The sequence below is a fragment of the Alteribacillus iranensis genome, assembly GCF_900113025.1.
Lineage (GTDB): Bacteria > Bacillota > Bacilli > Bacillales > Marinococcaceae > Alteribacillus_A > Alteribacillus_A iranensis.
In genome coordinates this window covers 161,229-186,174 of sequence record NZ_FONT01000001.1, presented here as the reverse complement: position 1 = coordinate 186,174, position 24,946 = coordinate 161,229, and the positions used below count along the sequence as shown (strand labels likewise).

At 41.3% G+C, this 24,946-nt stretch carries 24 protein-coding genes and 6 tRNA genes; 5 read left to right on the top strand and 25 right to left on the bottom strand.

Going from position 1 to position 24,946, the window contains the following annotated elements:
* Positions 1–13 precede the first annotated feature (13 nt).
* Positions 14–1,042: a competence type IV pilus assembly protein ComGB gene (gene comGB / locus BM095_RS00995; RefSeq protein WP_177194640.1), complete on the bottom strand. Its 1,029-nt coding sequence runs from the start codon at positions 1,040–1,042 to the stop codon at positions 14–16.
* On the bottom strand, positions 1,035–2,084 hold the full coding sequence (gene comGA / locus BM095_RS00990; protein ID WP_091656212.1) for a competence type IV pilus ATPase ComGA: 1,050 nt from the start codon (positions 2,082–2,084) through the stop codon (positions 1,035–1,037). The genes comGB and comGA overlap by 8 nt, the downstream gene beginning before the upstream one ends.
* A 235-nt stretch (positions 2,085–2,319) precedes the next feature.
* Here comGA and BM095_RS00985 point away from each other — a divergent pair.
* Positions 2,320–2,394: transfer RNA gene (locus BM095_RS00985), tRNA-Gln, on the top strand.
* 145 nt (positions 2,395–2,539) lie between these two features.
* Here BM095_RS00985 and BM095_RS00980 read toward each other — a convergent pair.
* The 10 genes from BM095_RS00980 to rpmG form a co-directional block, all read right to left on the bottom strand.
* A complete protein-coding gene (locus BM095_RS00980; protein ID WP_091656210.1) occupies positions 2,540–3,595 on the bottom strand; it encodes an MTH1187 family thiamine-binding protein in 1,056 nt (351 codons plus the stop codon).
* The gene (locus BM095_RS00975; protein WP_143083159.1) at positions 3,592–4,284 is read right to left on the bottom strand and encodes a hypothetical protein; all 693 of its coding nucleotides are present in this window, start codon (positions 4,282–4,284) and stop codon (positions 3,592–3,594) included. The genes BM095_RS00980 and BM095_RS00975 overlap by 4 nt, the downstream gene beginning before the upstream one ends.
* 96 nt (positions 4,285–4,380) lie before the next feature.
* A complete protein-coding gene (gene aspA / locus BM095_RS00970) occupies positions 4,381–5,799 on the bottom strand; it encodes an aspartate ammonia-lyase (RefSeq protein WP_091656207.1) in 1,419 nt (472 codons plus the stop codon).
* A gap of 144 nt (positions 5,800–5,943) precedes the next feature.
* On the bottom strand, positions 5,944–6,915 hold the full coding sequence (locus tag BM095_RS00965) for an ROK family glucokinase (protein WP_091656206.1): 972 nt from the start codon (positions 6,913–6,915) through the stop codon (positions 5,944–5,946).
* Positions 6,916–6,956: 41 nt separating this feature from the next.
* Positions 6,957–7,145, bottom strand: coding sequence for a YqgQ family protein (locus BM095_RS00960; protein ID WP_177194639.1), 189 nt, complete (start codon positions 7,143–7,145; stop codon positions 6,957–6,959).
* Positions 7,146–7,161: 16 nt separating this feature from the next.
* On the bottom strand, positions 7,162–7,665 hold the full coding sequence (locus BM095_RS00955) for a hypothetical protein (RefSeq protein WP_091656203.1): 504 nt from the start codon (positions 7,663–7,665) through the stop codon (positions 7,162–7,164).
* A gap of 65 nt (positions 7,666–7,730) precedes the next feature.
* The gene (locus tag BM095_RS00950; protein ID WP_091656201.1) at positions 7,731–9,287 is read right to left on the bottom strand and encodes a rhomboid family intramembrane serine protease; all 1,557 of its coding nucleotides are present in this window, start codon (positions 9,285–9,287) and stop codon (positions 7,731–7,733) included.
* 191 nt (positions 9,288–9,478) lie between these two features.
* Positions 9,479–9,661, bottom strand: coding sequence for a hypothetical protein (locus tag BM095_RS16300; protein WP_143083158.1), 183 nt, complete (start codon positions 9,659–9,661; stop codon positions 9,479–9,481).
* Between the two features lie 367 nt (positions 9,662–10,028).
* Positions 10,029–10,583, bottom strand: a complete 555-nt coding sequence (locus BM095_RS00945; RefSeq protein WP_091656199.1) for a 5-formyltetrahydrofolate cyclo-ligase — start codon at positions 10,581–10,583, stop codon at positions 10,029–10,031.
* Between the two features lie 185 nt (positions 10,584–10,768).
* Positions 10,769–10,918, bottom strand: a complete 150-nt coding sequence (gene rpmG, locus BM095_RS00940) for a 50S ribosomal protein L33 (RefSeq protein WP_091656198.1) — start codon at positions 10,916–10,918, stop codon at positions 10,769–10,771.
* A gap of 271 nt (positions 10,919–11,189) precedes the next feature.
* Here rpmG and BM095_RS00935 point away from each other — a divergent pair, with 271 nt between their 5' ends.
* Both BM095_RS00935 and BM095_RS00930 read left to right on the top strand, forming a co-directional pair.
* On the top strand, positions 11,190–11,540 hold the full coding sequence (locus tag BM095_RS00935; protein WP_091656196.1) for a hypothetical protein: 351 nt from the start codon (positions 11,190–11,192) through the stop codon (positions 11,538–11,540).
* Between the two features lie 88 nt (positions 11,541–11,628).
* The gene (locus tag BM095_RS00930) at positions 11,629–12,078 is read left to right on the top strand and encodes an endolytic transglycosylase MltG (RefSeq protein WP_091656194.1); all 450 of its coding nucleotides are present in this window, start codon (positions 11,629–11,631) and stop codon (positions 12,076–12,078) included.
* Positions 12,079–12,419: 341 nt separating this feature from the next.
* On the opposite strand, the gene BM095_RS00925 is transcribed toward BM095_RS00930, so the two are convergent.
* The 11 genes from BM095_RS00925 to BM095_RS00870 all read right to left on the bottom strand — a co-directional run bounded on the left by BM095_RS00925 (position 12,420) and on the right by BM095_RS00870 (position 21,533).
* Positions 12,420–14,432: a peptidoglycan D,D-transpeptidase FtsI family protein gene (locus tag BM095_RS00925; RefSeq protein ID WP_091656193.1), complete on the bottom strand. Its 2,013-nt coding sequence runs from the start codon at positions 14,430–14,432 to the stop codon at positions 12,420–12,422.
* Between the two features lie 102 nt (positions 14,433–14,534).
* Positions 14,535–15,818 (bottom strand): MFS transporter, encoded by a 1,284-nt coding sequence (locus BM095_RS00920; protein WP_091656191.1) that lies wholly within the window; start codon positions 15,816–15,818, stop codon positions 14,535–14,537.
* 331 nt (positions 15,819–16,149) lie between these two features.
* Positions 16,150–16,761 (bottom strand): superoxide dismutase, encoded by a 612-nt coding sequence (locus BM095_RS00915; RefSeq protein WP_091656189.1) that lies wholly within the window; start codon positions 16,759–16,761, stop codon positions 16,150–16,152.
* Between the two features lie 571 nt (positions 16,762–17,332).
* Positions 17,333–17,427: transfer RNA gene (locus tag BM095_RS00905), tRNA-Ser, on the bottom strand.
* 53 nt (positions 17,428–17,480) lie between these two features.
* Positions 17,481–17,557, bottom strand: a tRNA-Ile gene (locus BM095_RS00900).
* Between the two features lie 18 nt (positions 17,558–17,575).
* Positions 17,576–17,651, bottom strand: a tRNA-His gene (locus BM095_RS00895).
* 15 nt (positions 17,652–17,666) lie between these two features.
* Positions 17,667–17,743: transfer RNA gene (locus BM095_RS00890), tRNA-Met, on the bottom strand.
* Between the two features lie 3 nt (positions 17,744–17,746).
* A tRNA-Asn gene (locus tag BM095_RS00885) sits at positions 17,747–17,821 on the bottom strand.
* 155 nt (positions 17,822–17,976) lie between these two features.
* A complete protein-coding gene (locus tag BM095_RS00880; RefSeq protein ID WP_091656185.1) occupies positions 17,977–19,602 on the bottom strand; it encodes a Na/Pi cotransporter family protein in 1,626 nt (541 codons plus the stop codon).
* Between the two features lie 285 nt (positions 19,603–19,887).
* On the bottom strand, positions 19,888–20,526 hold the full coding sequence (locus tag BM095_RS00875; protein WP_091656183.1) for an NfeD family protein: 639 nt from the start codon (positions 20,524–20,526) through the stop codon (positions 19,888–19,890).
* A gap of 113 nt (positions 20,527–20,639) precedes the next feature.
* Positions 20,640–21,533: a DUF1002 domain-containing protein gene (locus BM095_RS00870; RefSeq protein WP_091656181.1), complete on the bottom strand. Its 894-nt coding sequence runs from the start codon at positions 21,531–21,533 to the stop codon at positions 20,640–20,642.
* A gap of 105 nt (positions 21,534–21,638) precedes the next feature.
* On the opposite strand from BM095_RS00870, the gene BM095_RS00865 reads away from it, so the two are divergent.
* Together BM095_RS00865 and ispG are read left to right on the top strand one after the other, a co-directional pair.
* Positions 21,639–22,019, top strand: coding sequence for a hypothetical protein (locus BM095_RS00865; protein ID WP_091656179.1), 381 nt, complete (start codon positions 21,639–21,641; stop codon positions 22,017–22,019).
* A gap of 802 nt (positions 22,020–22,821) precedes the next feature.
* On the top strand, positions 22,822–23,925 hold the full coding sequence (gene ispG, locus BM095_RS00860) for a flavodoxin-dependent (E)-4-hydroxy-3-methylbut-2-enyl-diphosphate synthase (protein WP_177194681.1): 1,104 nt from the start codon (positions 22,822–22,824) through the stop codon (positions 23,923–23,925).
* 55 nt (positions 23,926–23,980) lie between these two features.
* Here the strand turns inward: ispG and BM095_RS00855 are convergent, their stop codons facing one another.
* Both BM095_RS00855 and BM095_RS00850 read right to left on the bottom strand, forming a co-directional pair.
* A complete protein-coding gene (locus BM095_RS00855; RefSeq protein ID WP_091656174.1) occupies positions 23,981–24,370 on the bottom strand; it encodes a DUF4190 domain-containing protein in 390 nt (129 codons plus the stop codon).
* A gap of 116 nt (positions 24,371–24,486) precedes the next feature.
* Positions 24,487–24,912, bottom strand: a complete 426-nt coding sequence (locus BM095_RS00850; RefSeq protein WP_091656172.1) for a Fur family transcriptional regulator — start codon at positions 24,910–24,912, stop codon at positions 24,487–24,489.
* Positions 24,913–24,946: the final 34 nt, after the last annotated feature.

The following is a 24,946-nucleotide window of genomic DNA, read 5'->3' as shown; positions in this document are numbered from 1 at the left end:
CTGTCTCCTTCCATTAAAGAGAAGTCATTAGCTGAAACATAGGCAAGAAAATAGACAAAAACATTGCTAAAATAACGATACCTATGAGGCAAAAAAGGATCGGTTGAATCGTCATTACTGCTTTTTTAATTTTACGATCGAGGACTTGCATGATGCGTTCACTATAATAGTACAGGTCTTCTTCCAACTTTCCCGTGGACTGTCCGTGCTGTACGACGAATTTTAATTCTTGTCGATACCACCCTGCTGCCTCGAGCGCTGTCGACAAGGAAGATCCTTCTCTTAATTGCTCCTTTAAAAACGTTCCTTCACTTTGAAAAAACATGAAATGTTGCTGCTTCTCGAGTACGGTACATGCTTCATAAATGGAGAGACCTCCTCGAAGCATGGCACTTAATTGTAATGAAAAATAATAAGTAATAAATAGTTGTAAAAAGTAGGATAGGAGCGGGACTTTACAGAGTAGTTTCCATTGCTTGGCGGAGGAATAGTGGCGAAATTTCATATAGTAGTACAGGCCAAGAACAAGAATGATAGGGATGAGGAGAAAACCAAGGAAAGGGGAGTAACGAAACACTTGAATCATGAAGACGGTAAAGAAAGGAAATTCCATATTTAGAGAGGAAAACAGCTGGCTAAATTGAGGAAATAAAACGTGCAGCATAATGACAGAGACAACAATCAATAGCCATAATAATAAAAGAGGATAACGCAGAAAACGCCGTATACTTAAAACAGCTTCGATTCTTTTTAAATATAATTTCCCCGCACCTTGTAACCCGGCAGGAAGATCGCCGCACGCTTCTGCAAAGAAAACATAGGCAGCAATATCAGCAGGAAAATCATGACTAGCTAGTACATCGTGAACGGGGATTCCTTTTCTTAAATCTTCCTGGATACGGATCACTTTTTCTTTTACGTCGCCTGATTGTTCCCATGTTAATATTTCCAGTGCGTGATCGAGTGAATATCCTTGTTCCAACAACTCCCCTATTTTCACTAGAAATCCGGCTGCTTCTTGCTTTTTCCATACGTTACCCATAGGCATATCTCATTTCTTCCGAGAAAAGTCCCAGTGCCAACCCTTTCCACCACTGATTTTGACGGGAAAATGTCAATGGGTGATCGTTGGATGTATGTTCGGATAACGCCTCTTGCAGTTCCTTTTTTGCAAGAATATCAAATAATGCTATACGGGACATTCGCTTGTATATTTGACAATACGGTGAGCATCCAGATCGTTGACAAAATGGACAATACCGAGGAAAAAGACCTTGAGAGGATATGCACAGTAATGTTTCTTCTAAGTCTAACAAAGACAAGTTGTAGTCTAATAACCGTCTAATTGCTCCAAATGGGGAGTTAGCGTGCATCGTTGTTAATACAAGATGTCCGGTCAGGGCAGCTCGGATGGCAAGCTGAGCGGTATCCTCATCTCTAATCTCTCCAATCATTAAAACATCTGGATCATGACGTAGAGAGGACCTCAACATTTCTGTATAAGACAATCCTGCCTTTTCATTTATTTCCGTTTGGATAAACTGATCGTTTTGTATTTCGATGGGATCTTCTATGCTGACAATTCGATTGTTTCGGTAAGAAATTTCATTCATAAACGTATACAAGGTGGAGGTTTTCCCAGAGCCCGTTGGACCGGTTAAAATAACCAACCCTTGACGTTCTGTTAGTAAGTAACGAAAAAAGGAGGCGAGGTTTGTATCAAATGTAATCCTTGAAAGAGTGAAGGCTTCATACTGGGGAAGAAGACGAATGGATAAACTTTCTCGCAGTTGTGAAGGCATTGTAGAAAAACGGAGGTTTACTGGAAGAAATGATCTTTTTTCAAAGACGGAGGCATTTTGGGGTCGACGCTTTTCACCGATATCCATGCCGGATCGAAATTTAAAGTGGGCAATCAATCGTTCTGAATCTCTTTTGTTCATCACTCCCATCTTATGCAATCTTCCGTGAATTCGATAAAACAGTATGGTTCTTGTCTCTAGCGGGTGAAAGTGGATGTCTGTTGCCTGCAGGCGCAGCGCCTGATCAATCAACTGTCTACTTTCCCAATCTGTCGTTCTCAATGAATCACCATCCTTTCTTTGACTCTATTACTTATTCTCTGTTCATTCATAAAATCCTCCCCTATATTTAATTATTTTTTGGAGACCGAGAATCGATGTTTTTCATTGGAATATTAAATGTGAAGCAATGGGAATTGCAAAAGATGTGTAAAAACCTGAGGAGGTTCAGGAGCATTATTTATTTATTTTTTGATGAATAGATAAGCGCACTATAGGTAAGAATGAAAAAGGACATTGGGCTATAGCCAAGCGGTAAGGCAACGGACTTTGACTCCGTGATGCGCTGGTTCGAATCCAGCTAGCCCAGCCACACATACATACAACCCGGAAGATCACATCACACACCATACTTCTTACCTTAAGAAGCCCCGGCGTGTTAGATGTATAGATCTAACACGCGGGGGCGTTTCACAGAGAGAATGGGGAATATCTCGACCTGGTACTCCATGTCTTCGTTATATTTTATTTTTTACAGAAGACACTTTTTCATCCATTCCTCCTTTATCCGAATCCCGGCGGTCATCAATACGGATGTTGGTTGACACTCGCTTAGCCCCTCGGTTGAATGGTATTTCATGGAGCTCTTGAACAATGGGGAAAAGATCTTTTAATTCGCCCTCGATGATCGTACTCATGGAAGTAAGCTGATAATCAATGTGCTCGGAATGCTTGTCCAGCACTTTCTGAATCTCTGCTACATCTTCACTCATGCTAGTAGATTCTGTTCCAATAGGGACAACTGTTAAATCAATAATAGCCATACGATGTTCCTCCTTTTTACGTCCGTGCGCTTTACTATCGTGAAGAAGATGAGGATTTTCTCTCTTAGCTAACGTTCGATAGGCTTCAAGTGCGGTAAGCAGATGAATTCTTTCCGGTGGAGAACACGTAACACGTCGCTGTAAAAGATAGGAAACTTGTAGCATGAGCTTTCTGATTGGTGTCATGGGTTTCATTTGTAAGATGCGATGCAAAATAGGAGCTGCTGCCACAGCGCTATAGGATACAACCATCGCTGCTTGAGAGAATGAAAGCCATATTGTCATGATGGGGATAAAAAGGACTACTAGTAAAAAGTACAATACTACCGTGTTTGTCGAACAATAACGATTCGTTATCTTTGCTCTTGTAATACGCGGCAAATTACGTCTGTTTTTTACCCCTTTAAAGCTGAAAATCTTATGCTCCGCGCCATGAAATTTTCTTAATTCTGCCGGAAAAATGAAGTGAGTGCCTAATAGTAAATAAAAGAATGTAAACACCGGCAAAAGGTGCGGCCAGCCAAATAGTATGCTTCCCAATAGAGAACTCAAAGAGCCTATTCCCCAACTAAAGACTAACAGTTTATACCAAAATGGCATGGAAAAAAATACGTCTTTTCCTATTCTTAGCAGGGAAGATGCTTCTAATGGCAGTGCCATACTACTCGTTCTGTTCCCCTCTGCGTAGGCCCAGCCTATATTTTCTTCACCGATAAATATTACACCTTTTTGATAGGAGAGTCCCTTCATGAACTATACAAGCTTCCTTTTTTAAGGTCTACAAATCGTTCAGCCACCCAGAAGAAAGATTCATCTTTATGTTCTTTACCCTTAAATTCCCGTTCAAAAAACCTGGCATCATAAGTTTTTAAACCATCATGCTCTTCCCATGTATGTAAATAACTAATAATCGCACGCTCCGGCTGGGTGTCTCCTTGTGTGACCACTTTAAATTCGCCTTTGCTGCCGATTACGTCATTTTCCTTCATCTCTGTGGTGAAAGGAAAAACGACACCATTATCTACCACTTCACCATCTATGCTTATTTTTTCAGATCGTGTTTCTAAATGAAGCGAATAAGAATCTATCATTTCAGGAGACACCGTTTTATCGTTCTCATCCAGGAAGGTGATCCCTAAATAATCTACACCTTCTACTCCGTCTTCAGGAGACGCTTCCCACGTCCAAGTACCATGTAACACAGAACCGTCCTCCGACGGATTAAATACCGAGTCCCAGCTTATTTCCTGATTCAATGTCTCATTTGTCACTACTTCGGACTGCCCTATATAATACATACCGCTTCCAAATAAAAATAACATCAATATAACAGGTAAAACCAATACTAATTTATTCCCCGAAAACATTCTCTCTCTTCCTTTCAACAGGCCTGCCGTCCGCTCGAGGTGGTTGTCGCCTTGCGTTCTAATGTATGGCATTGACTCACTCAAGTTCTCCGTACACGTCGAAAAACAAATGAAACGGTCTTTATGAGTGAAGAGAGCCTGATTCCTTTTTATGGAATCAGGCATATCTTATTCCAGATTCATAAAACGGGCACCAGCAATCCCGGGTCTGGTCATTTCCTTCGCATCGAGTATTTCATCTAATTCTTCTTCGGATAATATACCGCGTTCTAAGCAAATTTCTCTAACACTTCGTCCTGTTTCAATTGCCTCTTTTGCAATACGTGACGCTGTTTCATAACCTACATGAGGATTGATGGCTGTTATGATACCAACACTTTTCTCGACTAATTCTTTGCAACGCTCCACATTTGCAGTTATTCCGTTGACTGCATGCTCTCTGAACACGTTAAGTCCGTTTTGAAGGACAGACAAAGATTGAAGCAGATTAAACACAAGAACCGGTTCCATAACATTTAACTCCAGCTGTCCTGCTTCCGAAGCGAGGCTGATTGTATGGTCATTTCCGATCACTTGGAAAGATATTTGGTTCATTACTTCTGCCATAACAGGGTTAACTTTCCCTGGCATAATAGATGACCCCGGCTGTCTTGCTGGTAAGTTTATTTCATTTAATCCTGTACGTGGACCAGAACTCATTAATCGAAGGTCATTGGCCATCTTCGATAAATTAATGGCATGAACTTTGAGGGCTGCGGATAATTCTGTATAAGCATCGGTATTTTGGGTAGCATCCACTAAATTTTCAGCACTGTGGAATGGCATTTCTGTAAGATCTGCTAAATACTGAGCTACTTTTTCAATGTATTCCGGCTTTGCATTTAAGCCTGTCCCCACGGCTGTAGCTCCCATATTTATCTCATGAAGAGATTCAACTGACCTGCTGATTCTCGAAAAATCACGCTTTAATACACGTTTATAGGCTCCAAACTCTTGTCCAAGTCGAATAGGCACCGCATCCTGCAAATGAGTGCGTCCCATTTTGATGACTGTATCAAACTCTTTTTCTTTATCTTCAAGAGATACAATTAGCTCATCTAATACTTTTGTTAATCCTTGAGCGAGATGCAGGGATGCGATGTGAATCGCAGTTGGAAATGAATCATTTGTTGATTGTGCCATATTGACGTGAGTGTTCGGACTCACAACCATATAATTCCCTTTTTTATCTCCAAGAATTTCAATAGCCCGATTTGCGATGACCTCATTTGCATTCATATTAAACGAGGTACCGGCTCCTCCTTGTATCGCATCAACGATAAATTGATCATTGAATTTACCTTCAATGACTTCGTCAGACGCTTGGATGACTGCTTCAGCTATACGTTGATTTAATACTCCAACGTCTCGATTCGCCATCGCAGCTGCCTTCTTTACATATCCAAAAGCTTTTATTAATTCAGGGTGTGGAGGGTAACCGGTGATTGGAAAGTTTTCTTTTGCTCGTATCGTCTGAATACCATAATATGCCTCTGCCGGCACTTGTTTTTCCCCTAGAAAGTCACGTTCTGTTCTATATTCAGCCATGTTGCCATTCTCTCCTTCGTTACCATATTTCCTACTATAGTTACTACATAAAGTAGTATTTATCGTACTGTAACTTCATCTATTCTTTATCATAACCCAAAGTATTTATTCTTTCCACGGAATCTTCTTTTTCTTGCCCTCCATTTAATTATGCTTTCCGTACTGTTTCAGAGCTAGCCAAGCCCCTCCTGTGACACCAGCATCATTTCCTAATTCAGCCAATTTAACTTTTGCCACTTGTTTTATTCTCTGTAGAGCATGGAAGTTGAAATGTTTTTCCAAAGGCCTTATTAAACTGTTGCCAGCTGCCGCTAAGCCACCGCCAATAATTAAATATTGAGGTTGTAATACGTTAGCAGTGTTCGCTAGAGCTATTCCAAGATACTTCATTGCTTTTTCAACGACGACACGAGCCTCGTTATCTCCTTCATCCATGCTCCTGAAAACATCTTCTGCAGTTAGCTCCCGTTGTCTCATTAAGTCGTATAGCTTCGAGTTTTTGTTTAATAGAGCGTTTTCCTTTGCCAGTCTGGCAATCCCGGTAGCAGATGATATCGTTTCTAAGCAACCATATTTTCCGCATTTACATGGAGATCCTCCTTGTGGAAGCACTGTGACATGACCTATCTCACCTGCAGCATGGCCTGCTCCTCGAAAAATTTCTCCATTCAACAAAATACCGCTGCCCACGCCTGTCCCTAATGTAATAAATATTAAATCAGAGACATGGCGTCCGGCTCCTTTCCACTTCTCTCCTGCAGCCGCCAGATTAGCATCATTATCCACACAAACAGGAAAACCTAGTTCTTTCTCTAACAGAGGAGCGATAAGGTAATTTTCCAACCCTAAATTCACTGAAGAAATAACCATCCCTTGATCGGCAAGAACAAAGCCGGGTATTCCCACCCCGGCAGCTAACATTTGACTATTTTTTATGGCGTACTCTTCTAATGTCTTCTTAACAGATATACTAATATCCACTGGGAGATTCAAGCTCGTATTTGTCCTATTTGTCGAAATAGCCCATTTCGCTACCATTTCACCGGCCAATGAAAAAATAGCCATTTTTGTTGATGTACCTCCAACATCTATTCCTAAAACATATTGTTTATCCATATGTACAGCTCCTCTATGATGAAACCCTACATTCGTGCCAGCTATAATTCCCGTCTTTCCTTCTGAATGGTAAGGAGAGCTTTCATATACATTTCCTTTTCTAAAAGCCCGACTTCAAACGCCTGTCTTATTTCTTCTTCCATAATATCCAAGTCCAACTGTCTATCTTTCGTATAGATCACTGTACGAAATTGCATGAGCCATTTGCGTATCCCTGCTATAGTATCCATATTATCCATGACCCTATTATAGCAATAGGAGAATAGAAAATAAAAGAAGAGCGCCATATGGGGCGTGTGGTGTGTAAGAACGTTGCTTCCAGTTCGTTGCAATAGCTGTCCAAGCGATACGCCCTGCCACTAAAAATAGGATAAACAAGCAAAAGGACGTTAGAAGAGCCGGCATACTCTTAAGCCAGTGCCCCGCATGCCAGCCAATAAAAAATGAAAAAAAAGACGTCGCCATCCAGATATATCTGCTTCTTTGGTGATAAAATCCATGGAGAGGCATGAAACATACCCATCCAGACAATACAAGACCAAGCGCTGCAATAACTCTCAGTGAATCAATGAACCAATAATGGGTCTCTACATACACCCACCCATTCGAAGAAAGGAGATACCCCACATAGGAACAAAAGAGAAAGAGAAGTACAACAATAAAAGAGAGGGTTGATTGATTTCTTGAATAAGAGATGCTAGCACCTAGAATCGTTCCAGCAACGAGAAGATCAGCTAAACTTTCAATCACGTGACGTCCTCCTCTATCCGCAATTGCTACAGTTTATGCGAATGAGAGTAGAGACATACGAAACGTTATTCAGATTTTTCACGAAGTAACGTTTCCAACCGCTCCATATCCAGCTGCTCAGCTGTTCGAGGATCACTTGTTTGTTTCACTTTCCTGAATGATTCTTGGGCTTCTTCTACTCGCCCTAGCTCTAAATATAGAATGGTTAAATTATAATAAGCCTCGGGAAATTCTTCATCTAACGTTACCGCTTTCTGAAATTGGACGAGAGCTTCTTCCGTATTTCCTTTCTGAATCAAAGCATTCCCAAGCAAAAAACGGGCTTGAGCATGTTCTTGATTCTCTAATATACCTAGAAGAATGTCTTCAGCTTCTTCTGTTTCATTTTCTTGCAGCAACTCTTGGGCAATTTGCAGGTCTAACAAGGGAGAGTCACTTTTATTATCATTCGTTATTCCTAACCCAAACATCCCAGCGGCTAGGACAAAGGTGAAAGGTAAGATGAACGCTTGCCTTCTATTCAGTTTGTGGCGAGGTAAATGCACGATAGCAGAAGCTAAAAAACCACCTACAAGCCCGCCAATATGTGCCCCGTTGTCTACGGCCGGAACCGCAAAACCAAAAGCTAAATTGATCGCCAGAATGAATATGACATTGAAACCCATCGTACGGAAAAATAACTGGCGGTGGATCAAACCGAAATACAACAATGCCCCAAAACAGCCAAAAATAGCCCCAGAGGCACCAGCTGAAACTTGTTCATTAAATGCGAAGCTCGCAAGCGATCCAAACAATCCAGCTATAAAGTAAATGAAAATAAAACGTAAGCTGCCGTACATTCTTTCAACAGCTGTCCCTAAATAAAAAAGCGCCAGAGAATTCATGAATAAATGGAAAAAGCCAATATGGAGGAACATCGACGTAAAAAACCGCCACCATTCACCATCTAAAATGGCTGGATTGTATTTAGCTCCATATTCGATAAGAGTTAAAATATCTGTACTTCCGCCCGCCTGTTCTATTAAAAAAAACATGAGTGCAATGAACATTAATAAAAGATAAGTGATACGGGTTTTTCCATACAAAAGCAAAGAACGGTCTCGGTCCTCTAAACTTTCTTGTTTTCGTTTTGTCTCTCTCCTGTAGAAGGACTCATATTGTTCATGTCCATCATCCGTTATATTCTCTTCTATTTCCTCCCAAGACCACTTGGTACCAAGCTGCTTTAGAACCTCTTCAGGAAGATCGGTCACGTCTCGGACGGGGTCTTCCGCTACAAAGAAATGTTGGATAGGAGTATTTTCCTTATTCTCCATTAAAGACATCCGGTCATACAGATCCACTGGAGGAAAAGTCGATACATAAATATTGTAAAAGACAAGATTTCTCGAAGGGATCATTCTCTTTATTCGCTTCATTGACTGTATCGCCTTTGATTGATCCTCTTCTATTTCTCTCATCCAGTCGTGTTCCACGCGCGCTACTCGAATCGCTTGTTTTTGCCCGTTGTTTTCATGTTCGAGCCAGATTCTTTTTTTATCCGGACTCGCATCAATTATACGTGCATTTTCTTTTATGACTAAATGATAGACGAATTTCCAAAAAAGGTGGTTTGCCTTCACTCTTTCACCCCTTCAGCCGGCGAGAACTCCTCCCCATTATAGCAAGGAGAAATTTTATGTTCGACTATTAAGCATCATGATCGCTTGTAGAAACAAAGCGACTAGGTGCTGGAGCTAGACCTCACTCCATGAATGTAATACTTTCATATCTATCACGAAAAACCGCCAGTCCCACAGGACGGCGGTTGCGTTTATAGAGCTGCTCGGAAAGAAGAAAGTAAGTTATCTCGCAAATAAGGGATTCTTAACGCAAATGTGATAGCTGCTCTTCTTAACATTCTGTTCCCCATAATATAACGGACAACATTCCCTCTCATGGTTAACCAAATCATTAAAAACATAACAGTAAACAAAAGCCATCTCCAACTGATCAAGGTGCTCACCTTCTTTTTACCTTATTGTTTGCTGAACGTTTAACAGATATACAGATAAGAAAAGCGAAAGCGCCTTGCTCACGAGCGACTAGCACTGGAAGGTCTTTGACTGATGCCGCTTTTTGGCTTCGGCAAAGGCCTGAAGTGATCTCGAGCGAGTAGGCGCTGATGCTAGACAATAAAGAAAAGCGGAGGCGTGAAAGATGTTCGACTTAAGAAAAAGGAACTTCTACTAAAACCGCCCACATCGTGTGGGCCTGAGGAGGCTTGCCGCCAAGAGAAGGGTTGAAGCGACCTCGAGCCGATGGCGCCTGGAGTTAGACATTACTCCGTACATGTAATACATTCCTATCTTTTAAAAATATGGCTAGATGATACCATTTTCGGTGACGATAGCATCTAAAGGTATGTCATGCGCTTCCCTTGGGACTTCGTCAAATAACTGGAAATCAAGGGACAAACCACAAGTTAACACGGATAAACGGCTTAATAAGCGGTCATAGTATCCCCCGCCGAACCCTAACCGATATTTATCTTTGTCGAAGGCAAGCCCTGGTACGATGATCAGCTCGAGTGCGGAATGATCGAGTAACTCCGTACGGGCTGGATCCGGCTCCCTAATGCCTGCAAACTCTTTTTTTGTATCTTCTACTGCTGTGATCTTATAAAAATGAAGCTTTCTATTTATAGGATCTACCCTTGGAACCGCCATATTTTTTCGCTCTTGCCATCCCTTTTCTATAATTGGCAAAGTATCTATTTCATTATCTGTTGACATAGTGATGGCTATGTTTGTTGCATTTTCCCAACCATACCAGTCGAATAAATGATGGTAAATCTTTTGGGATGCTGAAGAAAGTTGCAGCTGTGACTTATTTTTAAACTGGTCTCTAATATGTATGCGCATGTCATGTTTATTCATCACTCATTATCCTTTCTTGTCAGGAAACCAATTGTCCGCTTGTTAGCGGCAAGTGCTGAAGAACTACTGGAGGTTCAGGTTGGCGTCATGATAACGATAGCAATAAACGATCACGTCTCTTCAAAGAAGACTCTAATTATGACTATTTTTCGTACAAAAAAAGCAGAGGAGCTGAGTCCCTCTGCTTATTTCGTCTCCCGGTGAAGCGTGTGTCTTTTCAGACGCGGGCAATATTTTTTTAATTCAATACGCTCTGGATTCGTACGTTTGTTTTTGGTCGTAATATAATTACGGTCTCCCGTTTCAGTACAGGCAAGTGTCACTTGTACGCGCATCGTTATCCCTCCCATGTTTCAGCATCATTCATACTTTTCAATGATAGCAAATCCCATCCTTTGTCGCAAGATTTATTTAACACACGTATGCGTCAAGTTCTCTTTCATTCGTTTATAACATAACGGTAGAAGTTCTTTTTTCAACATCCTCCAAGAGTTTCTGACTATTTTTTTACCTCGTCACTTCAAAAACACGGAGGCAAACATTCCTCTCTTTCTAATGAACATGTATAATTATGGTACATACAGAGATAGGGAGGGCCAAAAAAGCATGGAATGGGTACTAGTTTCACTTACAGGTTTCGGAGTATTATTACTCCTTGTTTCTTTTTTCGTTAACGACGAGGGGAAAGAAACAAAAGAAGAAATCGATGAGTTATCCCTGCAAATGATGGGGGATGTTTACGAAATGAAAAAACGACTCAGCTTCCTAGAAGAGGAACTTCTCACCGTTCAAACAACTCATACATCCACACCACGGCAGAGCGGCAGTACTAAACTTCGTCAAGAAGCTTATCAGTTATTCGAGCAAGGTCTTGAGTTAGAGACCATTGCAAAAAAAATGAACCTCACCACAAATGAAGTCAAGTCCCTTTTAGGGGGATTGTCATCCGATCGATAGGCTTGAAGACATCATTATAGCCTTTGCCCTGTTTTCAAAAACGGGATAAACATATTCATCTTGATAAAACCTAGGAGGAAAAAGTGTTGTGAGTAGACAATCCATTCGATTATTTGCAGCGGGCTGGTTTCTTTCAGCTTGCCTTTCGACTGCAGCTTACTATATCATCCCCTCAGAACCGTCCTCCGAGAATACACAAGTGCCGGAGAGAATACCACCTGAGACGGAGAGCACTCCCGACATAGAGACTGCTGTCCATTTCTTAGAGGATGAAGGATATAAAGTGGTAGAAGCCGAGGAATTTGATGAAATAAAAAATACAGAAGGAAACAAAGTAAGGAGTATTTTACATATTGAAGAGGGAATGAGCAGTGATGACGTTGCGGACTTGTTACAAGAATTGGAAATTATCGAAGATGCCGGTGACTTCGCTAATAAATTGGAAAATAGCGGAAAAACAACAGCTATAAAAACAGGCACTTATAAACTACATAATCAAATGAATCACCAAGAGGTCATTGCTCAGATTACCAATTAAGTAGGTGCTGCAGTGCCACTCTTCCGTCTTCAAATGACTGAGCCGATAACGATAGTATCCATACCGACCACACAGCCCCTGGCAATGATGAACGAGGCTGGGACAAAAGTATTTAAATGAAAGATAAATCCGAACAACTTATGTTGTCGCTTTGTCAAAATACTTCGCTTTCCGCGGGCACGGCTTCAGCTTCCTCGGAAAGCGAAAACGGCTTTCCTGCGGGATCTTCAGCTCGTGCTGTTCCCGCTGGAGTCTACGTATTTTGACTACGCTGATACACTGCGTTTATGAAACGGGTGACTCCTTCAACATGTGATCGTTCGTCTTTAGAGTTGACTATTCTAGTTTTGTCCCAGCCTCGTTTCTTCTTCTTTCCCCGGTCGTTTTTCTTTCAAATCAAAATATGCATCCAGTGCTCTTTTCGCTATTGTGTTAGCCATTCCGCTCTGACCGCTTTTATATACACCAGGAACAATAACAGCCACTGCGACTTCTGGGTTTTCATATGGTGCATATCCAACAAAAGCTTGGTTGTTCCCATCGATGAGATGATTCGTGCTTTCTTGGCGAATTTTTATTTGAGCCGTCCCCGTCTTACCCGCAGAAGTGTACTCTGTGTCAGCAAAATAAGACCTGGCTGTTCCCCGGCTACCGTTCGTTACGCGCCACAATCCTTGTTGAACCATGTCAATATACTGTGGATCAATTTCAATTCTGTTTAATACGTTTGGCATGAATTGTTTTTTCACAGGACCCATCGCATCTTTATTCGTATTCGGTTCATGAATCTCTTTTACTAGGCGAGGCTGCATCCGGTAGCCATCATTGGCAATAGTCGCGATATACTGAGCAAGTTGCATCGGAGTGTACGTATCAAACTGACCAAAGCTTAGATATAACAAGTTACCCGGATTCGCTTTACCTCCATTTATTCCCGTTGACTCTGATGGTAAATCAACACCTGTTTTTACACCTAGCCCAAATTGGCTGTAGTAGTATCTCATTATTTCATAAGCTTCGTGATACTTTTCCGTGTTCCACGTTTGACTGCTTCCGTAATGATAACCAGCCAATCTCATCGCAATGTGTGCCATATATACGTTAGAAGAGCGTTCAAGCGCTGTTAAGTAATTCACGTTTCCTAAATTCACAACCGAACTGATTTCCGGAGTGTACGGCAAATTAATGGGAGCATCGTATATATAAGTACCCGGTGTGACTACTCCTGTTTCAAGTCCGACCAAAACAGTTGCGGCCTTGACAGTGGATCCCATCTCGAAAGAGCTAGAAACCGTACCAAGATGGTCTGAATATCCCGACACTGCTAAAATATCCCCGGTATCTGGTTCGATCACTACAGCATAAGCTTCCGGATCGTTTATAAAACTTCCCGTATTGCCTCCAACCACTTGATCAATAATGCTCTCTACGTCCTGTTGAAGGTCTATATCAATAGTCAGTACTAAGTCATTCCCCCTGCTTCCGTTCGTTTCTTCCCCTGTATTTTCCTCTTCTGAAGAAATCTCCGCCTTCTTTCCTCGAAGGGTGCTCTCATAATACTCTTCTAAAAAGCTCGTCCCAACTTCATCGGAACGATTGTATCCTTTTGCAAGGTACTCCTGTAAGTTTTCACGAGGGATAGCTCCCGTCTGGCCAAAAAACCTTGGAAAAGCATCTTCGTACAAATATTGCCTATCTGCATCACGAAGTATATCGACACCCGGCATCTTGTCTAACCGTTCGCTTATCGTGTGAGCCTCTTCTCTCGTGAGACCTTTCTTAATTCGTTGGGGTGCATTGTAATAGCCGCTTATCATTTCTCCCCATATGTACACCGTTTTTAATTCATCATTAAGGTCACGTAAATGTTCGTCTGTAATCCGTGCTAGTTGCAAGTCGTAAAGCTCATCTTCATCCTCCGCCTGTTCTTCATCCGCTTCTGTGATTAGTTCTTTTGCTTCCTCGGGATGAGTTGTTAGCCAAAAATCCTTCTTATTCCTCTCCGGTATTTTCTCTAGTTCATCCTTATCCACTTCTATAATAGTCGCCAATTTCGACGCTATGTCCACTCTTTCTTCCTCACTTACATCCCGTTTATTCGTATAAGTGAGGGACAGAGTCAGCTTATTATCAACAAGAAGCTCTCCATTACGGTCATACATGAGACCGCGAGGAGCATCGACCCTTGTTACTTCGCTCGCCGTCTGTTCCAAATCCCTCTCGAAGTCGTCCCCTTGGACGATCTGGATGTACCCCAGCCGGAGAATGAGAGTAGAGAACAGAAGAAAAATCGCGAAGAATAATACATTTAGACGGAAAGGAATATGGTTCTTTCCATTTTTTGATTGTGACATTCCCTTTCCTCTCCCTTTCCCATACAAATTACTACTTTATTCTATCATAAAATGGTAAGCAGCAGATATGAACATTTATTCACTCTAAAAAGGAGAAAATCCTCAACTAAGAGAATCTCCTCCTTCCTGTTCTGGTATGCTGCTTTTTGCTTCTCGTTTATTTAATAGCAAGGTTAAATCGATATCTCTTATAAACCAATACATGACAAAAGACCCGGCACCTAATATAACCATTAGTACTGGTACGATCTGTTCTTCTTTAAATAAAGAAATCCCAACTAATAGCAGCAGAATAGATACAATCCGTCCGCCATTCAAAAACCATTCTTTCGTGATCAAATACTCTATTCTCATCATTCCAGCGTTCGACGCCTTTCCCAATACATCGTAAGTGAGCGATACATACGGTACGAGCAGTAACGGATAAGCAGCTGAAATAATAATTCCATACGTGATAAGAAGAGGATACGTGGGATGGAAGATAATGAGAAACACAGCTCCGAACAGTAAGGCTCCTCCTATTAGGATGGCCCGCTTTCTTTGTAAAGGTTTTAAAAAACGGCTTACCATAAAATAACCCAAAAAGGACACAGCCGATGTGATGAACCCATAGCCTCCCAATGCGAGTTCACTTTGAGTAGCAGTATAAACCCAGACAATGATAATAAAAACAAAGATACCTTCCCGCGATCCTTGAAGAAAATGAGAAAAAAGCACTTTTCTCCAATCGGTATTCCTCTTTATTTCCATCGTAGCTTTTGCAACTCTCAACGGTCCTTCTGCATGTCGGTGGTTCATTCGAAAACTGAGAATAACCGCTAAAATAAACATAAAAAAAGAGACGAAAAAGATAATGTGATAACCTGTGGTTTCTGGCATCCAAGTGATGACAGCACCTGCTGTTAAAGGACCGATCATACCTGCAAAGGAGGTCAACAACCCTGCAAATCCATTAAAAAAATCACGTGTGTCCGGTTCTGTGATTTCAAATGTTAATACATTGTAACCGAGCCAGTAAAAACCGAATCCCATACCAAGTAAAATACCTAAGACGATTAATATTTCACCTGCAGATTCACCTGAAAACAATACCGTTAAATAAAATGATGTCAAAACAAATACACCTAATCGCAATGCAATGATCCGATCAAATCGTTTTGCGATATATCCCGCAACTAAAAAAGCAACAGGCTGAGACACAACCGAAGCGAGCTGATACAAAGCAATATCTCTTATTTCTCCCGATTGCTTCCATAAATATATATTCACAAACGTATTCGACAACGCTACAGAGATAGCGTACAGCCCTCCAATAATTAACAGCAGAACGAGGTTTCTCGTGATACGCACGTTACCGAGAATGATTTGTACGAATGATTTTGCCATTTGCTCCACCGCCTTGCACTATATTGTGCCGCAATAGCAATTCAGCTATGCACCGTGCAAAGCTACGTATTCTAACTAACAAACAATGGATCAAATGGCCCTCTGAATGAGAAATGAAGCTTATTGGATAATTTTGGTAGGTCTCTGTCATATGAGGCGGGCTAATTTCATGCTCCGTTTTTCCGCCGGAGTCTTTGCATTTTTTCTAAGCTCTTATCAAAAGACGAGAGGAATGAGTGTATTTGGCTTCTTCCACGGTGTCATTTACAACACGAAAAAAGACTGGATTAGAAAGGTTAAGCCTTCCTATCCAGTCTTGTATTTAACATATTTACTTTGCGTTTTTGTAGCGCTTTTCTACTTCGTCCCAATTTACAACATTCCAAAACGCATCAATATACTCTGGACGACGGTTTTGGTATTTAAGGTAATAAGCATGCTCCCAAACATCGAGTCCAAGAATTGGTGTCTTCCCTTCCATGAGTGGGGAGTCTTGGTTAAGAGTATCTTGAATTTCCAACTCGCCATTGTTTACAACAAGCCATGCCCAACCAGAACCAAAACGTCCAGTAGCTGTGTTCTTAAATTCTTCTTTAAACCTGTCAAAGCTTCCCCATTTACTAGAGATAGCGTCACCAATTTCTCCGCTTGGTTCGCCGCCGCCATTCGGGCTTAGGATCTGCCAGAAAAGAGAATGGTTGGAATGTCCGCCGCCGTTGTTTCTCACTGCATTACGGATATCTTCAGGGAGAGCGTTCAAGTCTTTAATCAATTCATCCACGTCTTTGCTTGCAAGGTCGTCGTGACCTTCAAGTGCTGCATTTAACTTTGTCACATAAGTATTGTGGTGTTTCCCGTGGTGAATTTTCATTGTTTCTTCATCGATGTGCGGTTCTAATGCGTTTGGTGCATAAGGTAATTCTGGTAGTTGATGATTTGCCATAATTAATCTCCTCCTAAAATAAGTATTCTCTTTGTCCAGCAGTCTAATTTAGACCTCCAGACTAAAAGGAATTTCCTGTATACAATCTCACATTACCAAAACGTTTCAAGTATTTCAACAAATATGAAAGACAGGAGATTTTGGTCTAATTTATAATGTACCCCTCCTGTATTTATTTTAAACTTATTATAGAAAAGCGAAAGCTCCCTGGCTTGCACAGGACGTGCTGACTTCTGCGTGGCGAACAGGACCGTTCGCGTATTTAGCAGAAGAACCACTACCGTGACAGGTTCATCTGTCATCGCCGCAGACCATTCTGATGGCCGCAGGTGAGGACGATGAAACCCCGAACGACTAGGAGCTGTAGCTAGACAATAAGAAAAGCGAAAGCTCCCTGACTTGCACAGGACGTGCGGACTTCTGCGTTGGCTTACGCTTCTTATCTTATTAGAAAGACAATTGAAGTCTTTTGTTATCCTTATTCAAGCCTTTTTTACTTATCGCCTGTTTTAACATGTGTATGGCCAAACAGGGGGACTCCTCATAGATAGTGTCTTTTTGTTCTTATGTATGGCGGAGGAAGAGGGATTCGAACCCCCGCGAGCCCGTAAAGACTCCTGGCGGTTTTCGAGACCGCTCCCTTCAGCCAGACTTGGGTATTCCTCCAAAATAATTTTTTGCAACAAAAAAAGCACGTCTAGAGCACATGCTTAATTAAATGGTGGACCCTGTAGGACTCGAACCTACGACCGGACGGTTATGAGCCGTCAGCTCTGACCAACTGAGCTAAGGGTCCATTCATGTAGTTTTAAAATGGGGCGATTGGTGGGAATCGAACCCACGAATGCCGGAGCCACAATCCGGTGCGTTAACCACTTCGCCACAACCGCCATAACATATAAAATTGGTAGCGGCGGAGGGGATCGAACCCCCGACCTCACGGGTATGAACCGTACGCTCTAGCCAGCTGAGCTACACCGCCACATGGCTCCACAGGCAGGATTCGAACCTGCGACCGATCGGTTAACAGCCGATAGCTCTACCACTGAGCTACTGTGGAATATGTATGTGATATATCATTACGTTTCGTAACGACAATAATTATAATAACACTACCACATGGAGTAGTCAACAACCAATCCGAAGTTTTTAGTAGAAAAATTGATATCTATAGAGAAGAGAAGACTCATGGAGAGTCCTCTCCTCCCTGTTACATTAAATATATTCATCCAATACAGCTTGAGCAATGTTAACAGAATGATCACCAATTCTTTCTAAGTTGCTTACGATATCCACAAACACAATTCCAGCGGAACCTGAACATTTCCCTTCATTTAAACGGAGAATATGTTTCTTTCGTAACTTCCGCTCCATCTTATCGATTTCATTCTCTTGACTTAACACTTCATGAGCTTCTTCTGTATCGTCATTGTCAAGCGCACTAATGGCTTTCTGAAGCGTCCCTACAGTTAAATCAAACATTTCATTCAAATCATCATATGCTTCATCTGATAATGATACTTTATTAGTAAGCTTATAGTCCACTAATTCAACCACGTTTTCCATATGATCTCCCACTCGTTCTATATCTCTGACAGTATCCATAAGAACAGAATGCGTCCGTGAATTTTCATCCGATAGGGACCTTTCTGATATAAGTACTAAGTAATCCGTGATTTTACGGTCTAAATTATTTATCGCCTCTTCATACTGCGTAGACAGTTCAGCATGTCTTTTGTGATTTGTTTTTAAATACAAGTGAGATTCCGTCAACGCTTTCTCGGCAAATTCCGCCATTCGTAATGTTTCACTTTTTGCCTGTCCTAAAGCTATGGCAGGTGAACGACGGATAAATGTAGGGTCTAAATGCTTCGGCTTAAATTCAATTTCCGTATCTTTACCCGGAATGAGTTTTGTTACTATTATCGCCAGCAACGCTATAAAAGGAAGTTGAATCAACGTATTAGAAACATTAAAAATCCCGTGAGCAAAAGCCACTGTCATGGGCCTATTTAAGTTAAGTACACCTTGTAAATATTCGATTAAATTTGTATAAGGAATAAGTAATATTAAAACGACCGTAGTCCCTAACAAGTTAAATATAACGTGTGTTAGTGCTGCCCGTTTAGCAGCTATAGAAGCTCCAATCGAAGCGAGCACAGCTGTAATCGTTGTTCCAATATTGTCGCCAAACAGTACCGGCAAAACAGCATCAAGCATCATGGCACCCTGGTCATAGAGTTCTTGCAACAAACCAATGGATGCACTAGAGCTTTGAACAGCAACTGTAAACACCATTCCTATGATAACGCCAAGAATCGGGTTATCACTCATGCTGATCGTCAAACTCCGAAAAGCCTCTAATCCTTCGAGAGGTTCCACTCCATCCCCCATTAATGCTAACCCGAAAAACAGAGCGCCGAATCCAAAGAAAACTTGTCCAATGTTGTTTACTTTCTTGTTCTTAAAGAAGAAAATTAGTACGGTACCGATAAACAAAATGGGAAGGGCATACTCCTCGAGCTTAATACCAATTATAAAAGCCGTTACAGTAGTACCAATATTAGCCCCCATGATTACCCCGATAGCCTGGTGCAGTGTCATAAATCCAGCATTCACGAGACCGACAGTCAACACGGTAGTCCCTGAACTAGACTGAATGAGTACCGTTACAATGATACCTGCAATAACCCCCATTACGGGGTTACTCGTGAACTTGTCCAGAATATCCCGCAACCGATCTCCTGCAACCTTCTGAAGGCCGTCTCCCATAAACTTGATCCCGAATAGAAAGATACCGAGACCGCCTAAAAATGTGAATAAGATAGATTGAAGATCCACACTCTGTCATCCCTTCGAATAAAAATAATAAGTCCTCGTCGACAAACCTCTTACATCATACTTGTATAATATTGAGCAATTATTATCTTTTTGTAAAGATTTTATTAAGTTTTTAATGAAATCGTTAAATAATTGTTTAGTTTATGTTCTATTCCCACTCCAGCATCTAAACATACTTCCGTTTTTAAAGTGTGATCAATATTTTATGTTCGTTTGAATGTTATCTTTCCTAAGACCCCTCTGAACACAGAAAGAGGAACTGGCAGTTCCAGATCCTCTGTATTTCTATTTAGAGTTATCTAACCGGCGTACTAATATACGCGTGCCATCTACCGCTGTGACGATCACTTCTTCTCCGGCTTCTAACCATTGATTTTCACTTGTGGCGCTATATTGATTCCCATCGATAACTACTGTACCAATCGGGCGGAAGGCAGTCATCGTTTTTCCTATCTTTCCTTCAAGCTCTTTGTATGTTTCATTCATGGAATTATAACCCAAGTCTCCGCTCATCCTGTCTCGTAACGTAATTTTCGACCATAAGTTTCGGCGCGGAAACACTTTTAAAAATAAAGCAGACCCAAATAAACCAAGTAAAAAACCGAATATCACTAAGATGCCATAAACAATCGACGGAGTTGGAACTGCTAGTCCTAATCCCATTAAAAAAGCACCTAGTAATGCGATCGTTCCGTCACTTATTACTTTTCCATCCAGCACAATTAAGCCCACACCTGCTGCATACAACACAATCACCCAAATGCTGGACGTCGAGTCAATATGAAAAGAGAAAAAGATACTCATGAAGGCGATTCCCAGTATAGCAAAAATGCCTTTTGCTTTCACTAACATTTCTCCTAGTAAAAATACCGTTCCTAAGAAAACAACGACAAAGCCGACACTAGCTAATTGAAGCCATTCCATCTAAAATCTCTCCTTCCTCCTCTTATATATTCTAACTATTTCTGCTTCTGTTTCACAGAAAAAGCTGCCCATAAGAAATTTTTTCTTAGGCAGCTTCTCTATCATACTCCCCTTTACGAAGTTTCCCCTTCGTTACCAAACCATCCTCGTAAGGAGTCAATCAATTGGTTAATAAAATCTAAAAAGCTTTGTATAAAAGACTGTGTATCCTCACGATTCAAAAACTCATCCAGATTATCCCTGAATTTAGTAATTTGATTTTGGACTTGGTCCCAGTCAATATTTAAATTTTTCATGCGGTTAAAAAGAGACACAAGTCCATCTAATTCCTCTTCTGTTAATTCAATTCCCAAATCATTCGCAATCCGCTGGATTAAATCTCGTAAATCTTCTTCTGTTTCGATTTGTTCTTCCCCTAGTTGCTCTTTAATACGGGTAATTAATTCAGTAGCTTCCTCCGTACCGATGCGCTCTCCTAACTCGGAAGTTTTTACCATTTCTTCGTTTGCTACTTTCTTTTGTTCCTCTGGTATGTTTATATCATTTTGTACTTCGTAGGCCTTGATGATGCCGGTTAACGCTGCAGTACCAGACACTGCGAATGGTGCTGTAATATATACTTCTGCATCTTCCACTCCTGCCGTAACCAATGTATTGGCATACATTCCTTCTGTCACTTTATTTATATTGTTTGTCTCTACGGCAATGCCCTCACCTTGTTCTCTTAAGGTGATCTTTGCCGAGGAAAGAGCATTACTTCCAATGTCGGCGGCACTCATATAATCTCCTAAGTACTCATGTTCCTCTTCATTTGTGACTGTAACAATTTGTTCCTCTTCCGTTACTTCCATTTCATTTAATAAGTTTTGCCGTTGGTCATTGTTTAGATCTTCCCCTAAAGTTACAATAACATCCCCTGGTGCCGCATCAGCCGCCACATAAAGAGGCATTGTTAAAAAAACGGCAGCAGCAGTACATCCTGCTAGTACTTTTTTCAATGATTTCATATGATACTCTCCTTCTTTCGCTCTTTGTTTGAGTGGACGAGAATATTATAGCTTTTCCATACGTATACATTATAACGTGAATGTCTACGTATGGAGGAATGTAAAATGAAAAGATTGTTATTATTTATTGTGATAGTTGTAATTGGTATTGCTGTTTATTATGATTTTTCTGAAGGGACCCTCTCCCAGCAATCTTCGGGAGTTCAAACCAACTCCTCTCCTTCTGAGGATAACACAAACATAGATAATCATATCTCAGAATTAAATGGCAATTCCTCGGTATTAGACGGCCAAAAGACGGCAGAGGTTACAGTCGAGCGCGGACAAACTGTATTAACGATTGTGGAAAAATTACATAGCGGACCTGTCCCTGCATCTATTCAACAAATTAGCGACGACTTTCAAAAATTAAATGATGGCTTATCTCCTAATGAAATTAAAGCTGATGCAACTTATATTTTCCCTCTATATACCACATCTCCTTAATATTCGTGACCTTTTATTCAGCGTGTTACTCATGATTACTGCTCCTATTCAAACCGTTATCCTCCTTGCCAGTATGCGTCAAGCTTTCCTAGAGCAGGTTATTGCACTAATATTTCCAGCACCCGATTTTTGACACCGTTTATTACCTAAGGGGGGGTTTGACTTCCACTCGCTCTGGGCGAATGCTTTCACCACAGGCACAAGTGCGACATCCGTTCAAGCTGCACTACGTTTGCTTTCACTGTGTCTTCTTTGCCGCGGGCATGGCTTGAGCCTCCTCGACCCTCTAAAGCGGGTCTGCGGAGTCTCAAGACTCATGCATTTCCCGCAGGAGTCATCGCCCGACGCTCCTTCCAGTCAATAAATACGCTAGAAAATTATATAGCTAAAAGGTATAACATAGGTATTACACATTACTCTGGCCACTTTCTCCCTCGTTCTTCATGGGTGAAGAACCTTTCAAGGGTTTGACGTAGTCCTCGCTACGTTCACTCATGACGAAACCACCCTCCATAAGATGTTTTTCGCGATAATTAGCTCCAATAATCTCGAGGATTATTTTTACACATACACGTTGCCACAGTTGAATGCGATCAATGACTTCTCATGAATAAGTCCCGTGCTTGCCAAACTAATTAAGACACTGATACAATGTTCTCGTGAGAATTTTTTGCTGATATCGCATTGTATTGTGATAAGCAAGGAAAAACTACTAGGATCGCCGCACATTTAAACGGCGTAAGTTTTTTCGAACCCACACAGTTATCAACTTACAAAAGGGGCGAATGGATATATGACCCAAATCACCCACCGCAAAGATACTAGACCTGTCAAAGTCGGGGATGTTGTTATTGGTGGCAATAATGAAGTTGTTGTACAAAGCATGACAACAACAAAAACACACGATATAGAAGCAACCGTAGCGGAGATTGGACGCTTAGAAGAGGCTGGATGTCAAATTGTCCGTGTAGCTTGTCCTAATATGGAGGCAGCCGAGGCCATCCCTGAAATCAAAAAGCGTATTAACATCCCGCTAGTAGTAGACATTCACTTTGATTATCGTCTTGCTTTAAAAGCGATTGAAGGCGGGGCGGATAAGATTCGAATAAATCCCGGTAATATCGGAAAGAGAGACAAAGTAGAAGCCGTCGTTCAAGCGGCAAAAGATAAAAATATCCCCATCCGTATCGGGGTAAATGCAGGTTCATTAGAGAAGAGAATCTTAGATAAATACGGCTATCCTACTGCAGATGGTATGGTGGAGAGCGCTCTCCATCATATAAAGATATTGGAAGACCTGGATTTCTATGACATCGTTGTTTCCATGAAAGCTTCGGATGTTAACCTGGCGATTGAGGCGTACGAAAAAGCAGCAAAGGCTTTTTCTTATCCTCTACATCTTGGTATCACAGAATCAGGAACTCAATTTGCCGGTACCGTAAAAAGTGCAGCAGGTCTTGGGGCCATATTAAGCAAAGGAATTGGAAATACCCTACGTATTTCATTGAGTGCGGATTCAATCGAAGAAGTGAAAGTAGGACGCGAACTTCTAAAAACATTTGGTCTTGCCTCCAATGCAGCCACACTCATCTCATGTCCTACATGCGGCCGCATCGAAATAGACCTCATCAGTATTGCAAATGAAGTAGAGGAATATATTTCCACGATTAAAGCACCTATTAAAGTAGCGGTTTTGGGCTGTGCTGTTAATGGACCAGGCGAGGCAAGGGAAGCGGATATCGGGATAGCAGGTGCTCGTGGGGAAGGTCTTCTCTTCCGTCACGGGGAGATTATTCGAAAAGTACCGGAAGAAACAATGGTGGAAGAACTGAAAAAAGAAGTCGATGCTATTGCTGAAGAATATTTTCAGGAAGAAAAAGAGAAGTCCCAATCAACACCTCTATAAATGAATGAATGAAAAGCTGTTCCGAATCAGCTCGGAACAGCTTTTTCTCATGCCGTCACATAAATGGATTAAAGAATAGTGTCATCATAATGGATATAGCACCAATAACAATCGCACTGTATCCCATTCCTCTCGTTTCACGTCTGATCGCGAGAATACCGAGAATAATTCCCGCGGCCCCCGTAATAATCGGCAGAAAGAATAGCGAACATATACTCAGTACGATAGCCGCTATCCCTATTCCTCTACCCATTGATTCGTCCCCAGTATCCGTTTCTATTTCATTTCGTTCCTCATCTCTTGTATGGCGTTCTCCTACTCCTGGTGTTGCGATTTCAGAGGCAGCCTCTACATCATATGCATCAGCCAAAGTCTCTTCAGCTCTAGGCTCATCCGTCAAACGCGACTCATTTTCTTCTCTTGATCGCTTCTCGAATTCGTCCATGCTGCTTCCCCCCTCCCTGCTCTTCTTCCTCTCTGAAAGAGCATTTTTATTATCACCGGTACCTATTCGTTTCAATCTGGTAATTAGGAGAAAGGGAACCAAGATTAACTACTTACTTAGAGAGAAGCTTGGCAGTCTGCACAGCATCCATAAATTTCAAATTTATGACCAGTTACTGTAAAATCATCATTCTTTACGTTTTCTGTCATCCAGTCCATCGGGCAAACCGAAATTTGCTTTGTTTTCCCGCACTCCATACAAATGACGTGATGATGATGATGGGTGAATGAACAGTTAAACCGGAAGCGTTTTTCCCCTTCTAATTCAGTTACTTCCACAATATTTAACTCTTCAAATAGAGAAAGATTCCGATACACAGTGTCAAAGCTGATCCCCGGGTAAGAACCCTTCATCGAAGCCAGGATCTCTTTTGCAGACATGTATCTCTTTTCAGTGGCAAATAGCTCTAATAAGGTTTTACGTTTTCCAGTATATTTATATCCAGCCTTTTTTAATTTTTCTAGTGCTTCTTGTACATTCATTATAACCCTCCTAACAAAATAATACACACAACGT

Coding starts and splice junctions, on each gene's coding strand:
- BM095_RS00850 (WP_091656172.1), bottom strand. CDS start 24,912: ATGAATGTACAAGAAGCACTAGAAAAATTAAAAAAGGCTGGATATAAA.
- BM095_RS00915 (WP_091656189.1), bottom strand. CDS start 16,761: ATGGCAAATCATCAACTACCAGAATTACCTTATGCACCAAACGCATTA.
- BM095_RS00975 (WP_143083159.1), bottom strand. CDS start 4,284: ATGCCATACATTAGAACGCAAGGCGACAACCACCTCGAGCGGACGGCA.
- comGB (WP_177194640.1), bottom strand. CDS start 1,042: ATGGGTAACGTATGGAAAAAGCAAGAAGCAGCCGGATTTCTAGTGAAA.
- BM095_RS00855 (WP_091656174.1), bottom strand. CDS start 24,370: ATGGACGAATTCGAGAAGCGATCAAGAGAAGAAAATGAGTCGCGTTTG.
- BM095_RS00920 (WP_091656191.1), bottom strand. CDS start 15,818: ATGGCAAAATCATTCGTACAAATCATTCTCGGTAACGTGCGTATCACG.
- rpmG (WP_091656198.1), bottom strand. CDS start 10,918: ATGCGCGTACAAGTGACACTTGCCTGTACTGAAACGGGAGACCGTAAT.
- BM095_RS00875 (WP_091656183.1), bottom strand. CDS start 20,526: ATGGAATGGCTTCAATTAGCTAGTGTCGGCTTTGTCGTTGTTTTCTTA.
- BM095_RS00960 (WP_177194639.1), bottom strand. CDS start 7,145: ATGGATACTATAGCAGGGATACGCAAATGGCTCATGCAATTTCGTACA.
- BM095_RS00865 (WP_091656179.1), top strand. CDS start 21,639: ATGAAAAGATTGTTATTATTTATTGTGATAGTTGTAATTGGTATTGCT.
- BM095_RS00965 (WP_091656206.1), bottom strand. CDS start 6,915: ATGGATAAACAATATGTTTTAGGAATAGATGTTGGAGGTACATCAACA.
- aspA (WP_091656207.1), bottom strand. CDS start 5,799: ATGGCTGAATATAGAACAGAACGTGACTTTCTAGGGGAAAAACAAGTG.
- BM095_RS00945 (WP_091656199.1), bottom strand. CDS start 10,583: ATGAATAAACATGACATGCGCATACATATTAGAGACCAGTTTAAAAAT.
- BM095_RS00935 (WP_091656196.1), top strand. CDS start 11,190: ATGGAATGGGTACTAGTTTCACTTACAGGTTTCGGAGTATTATTACTC.
- BM095_RS00980 (WP_091656210.1), bottom strand. CDS start 3,595: ATGAAGGGACTCTCCTATCAAAAAGGTGTAATATTTATCGGTGAAGAA.
- BM095_RS00870 (WP_091656181.1), bottom strand. CDS start 21,533: ATGAAATCATTGAAAAAAGTACTAGCAGGATGTACTGCTGCTGCCGTT.
- BM095_RS00925 (WP_091656193.1), bottom strand. CDS start 14,432: ATGTCACAATCAAAAAATGGAAAGAACCATATTCCTTTCCGTCTAAAT.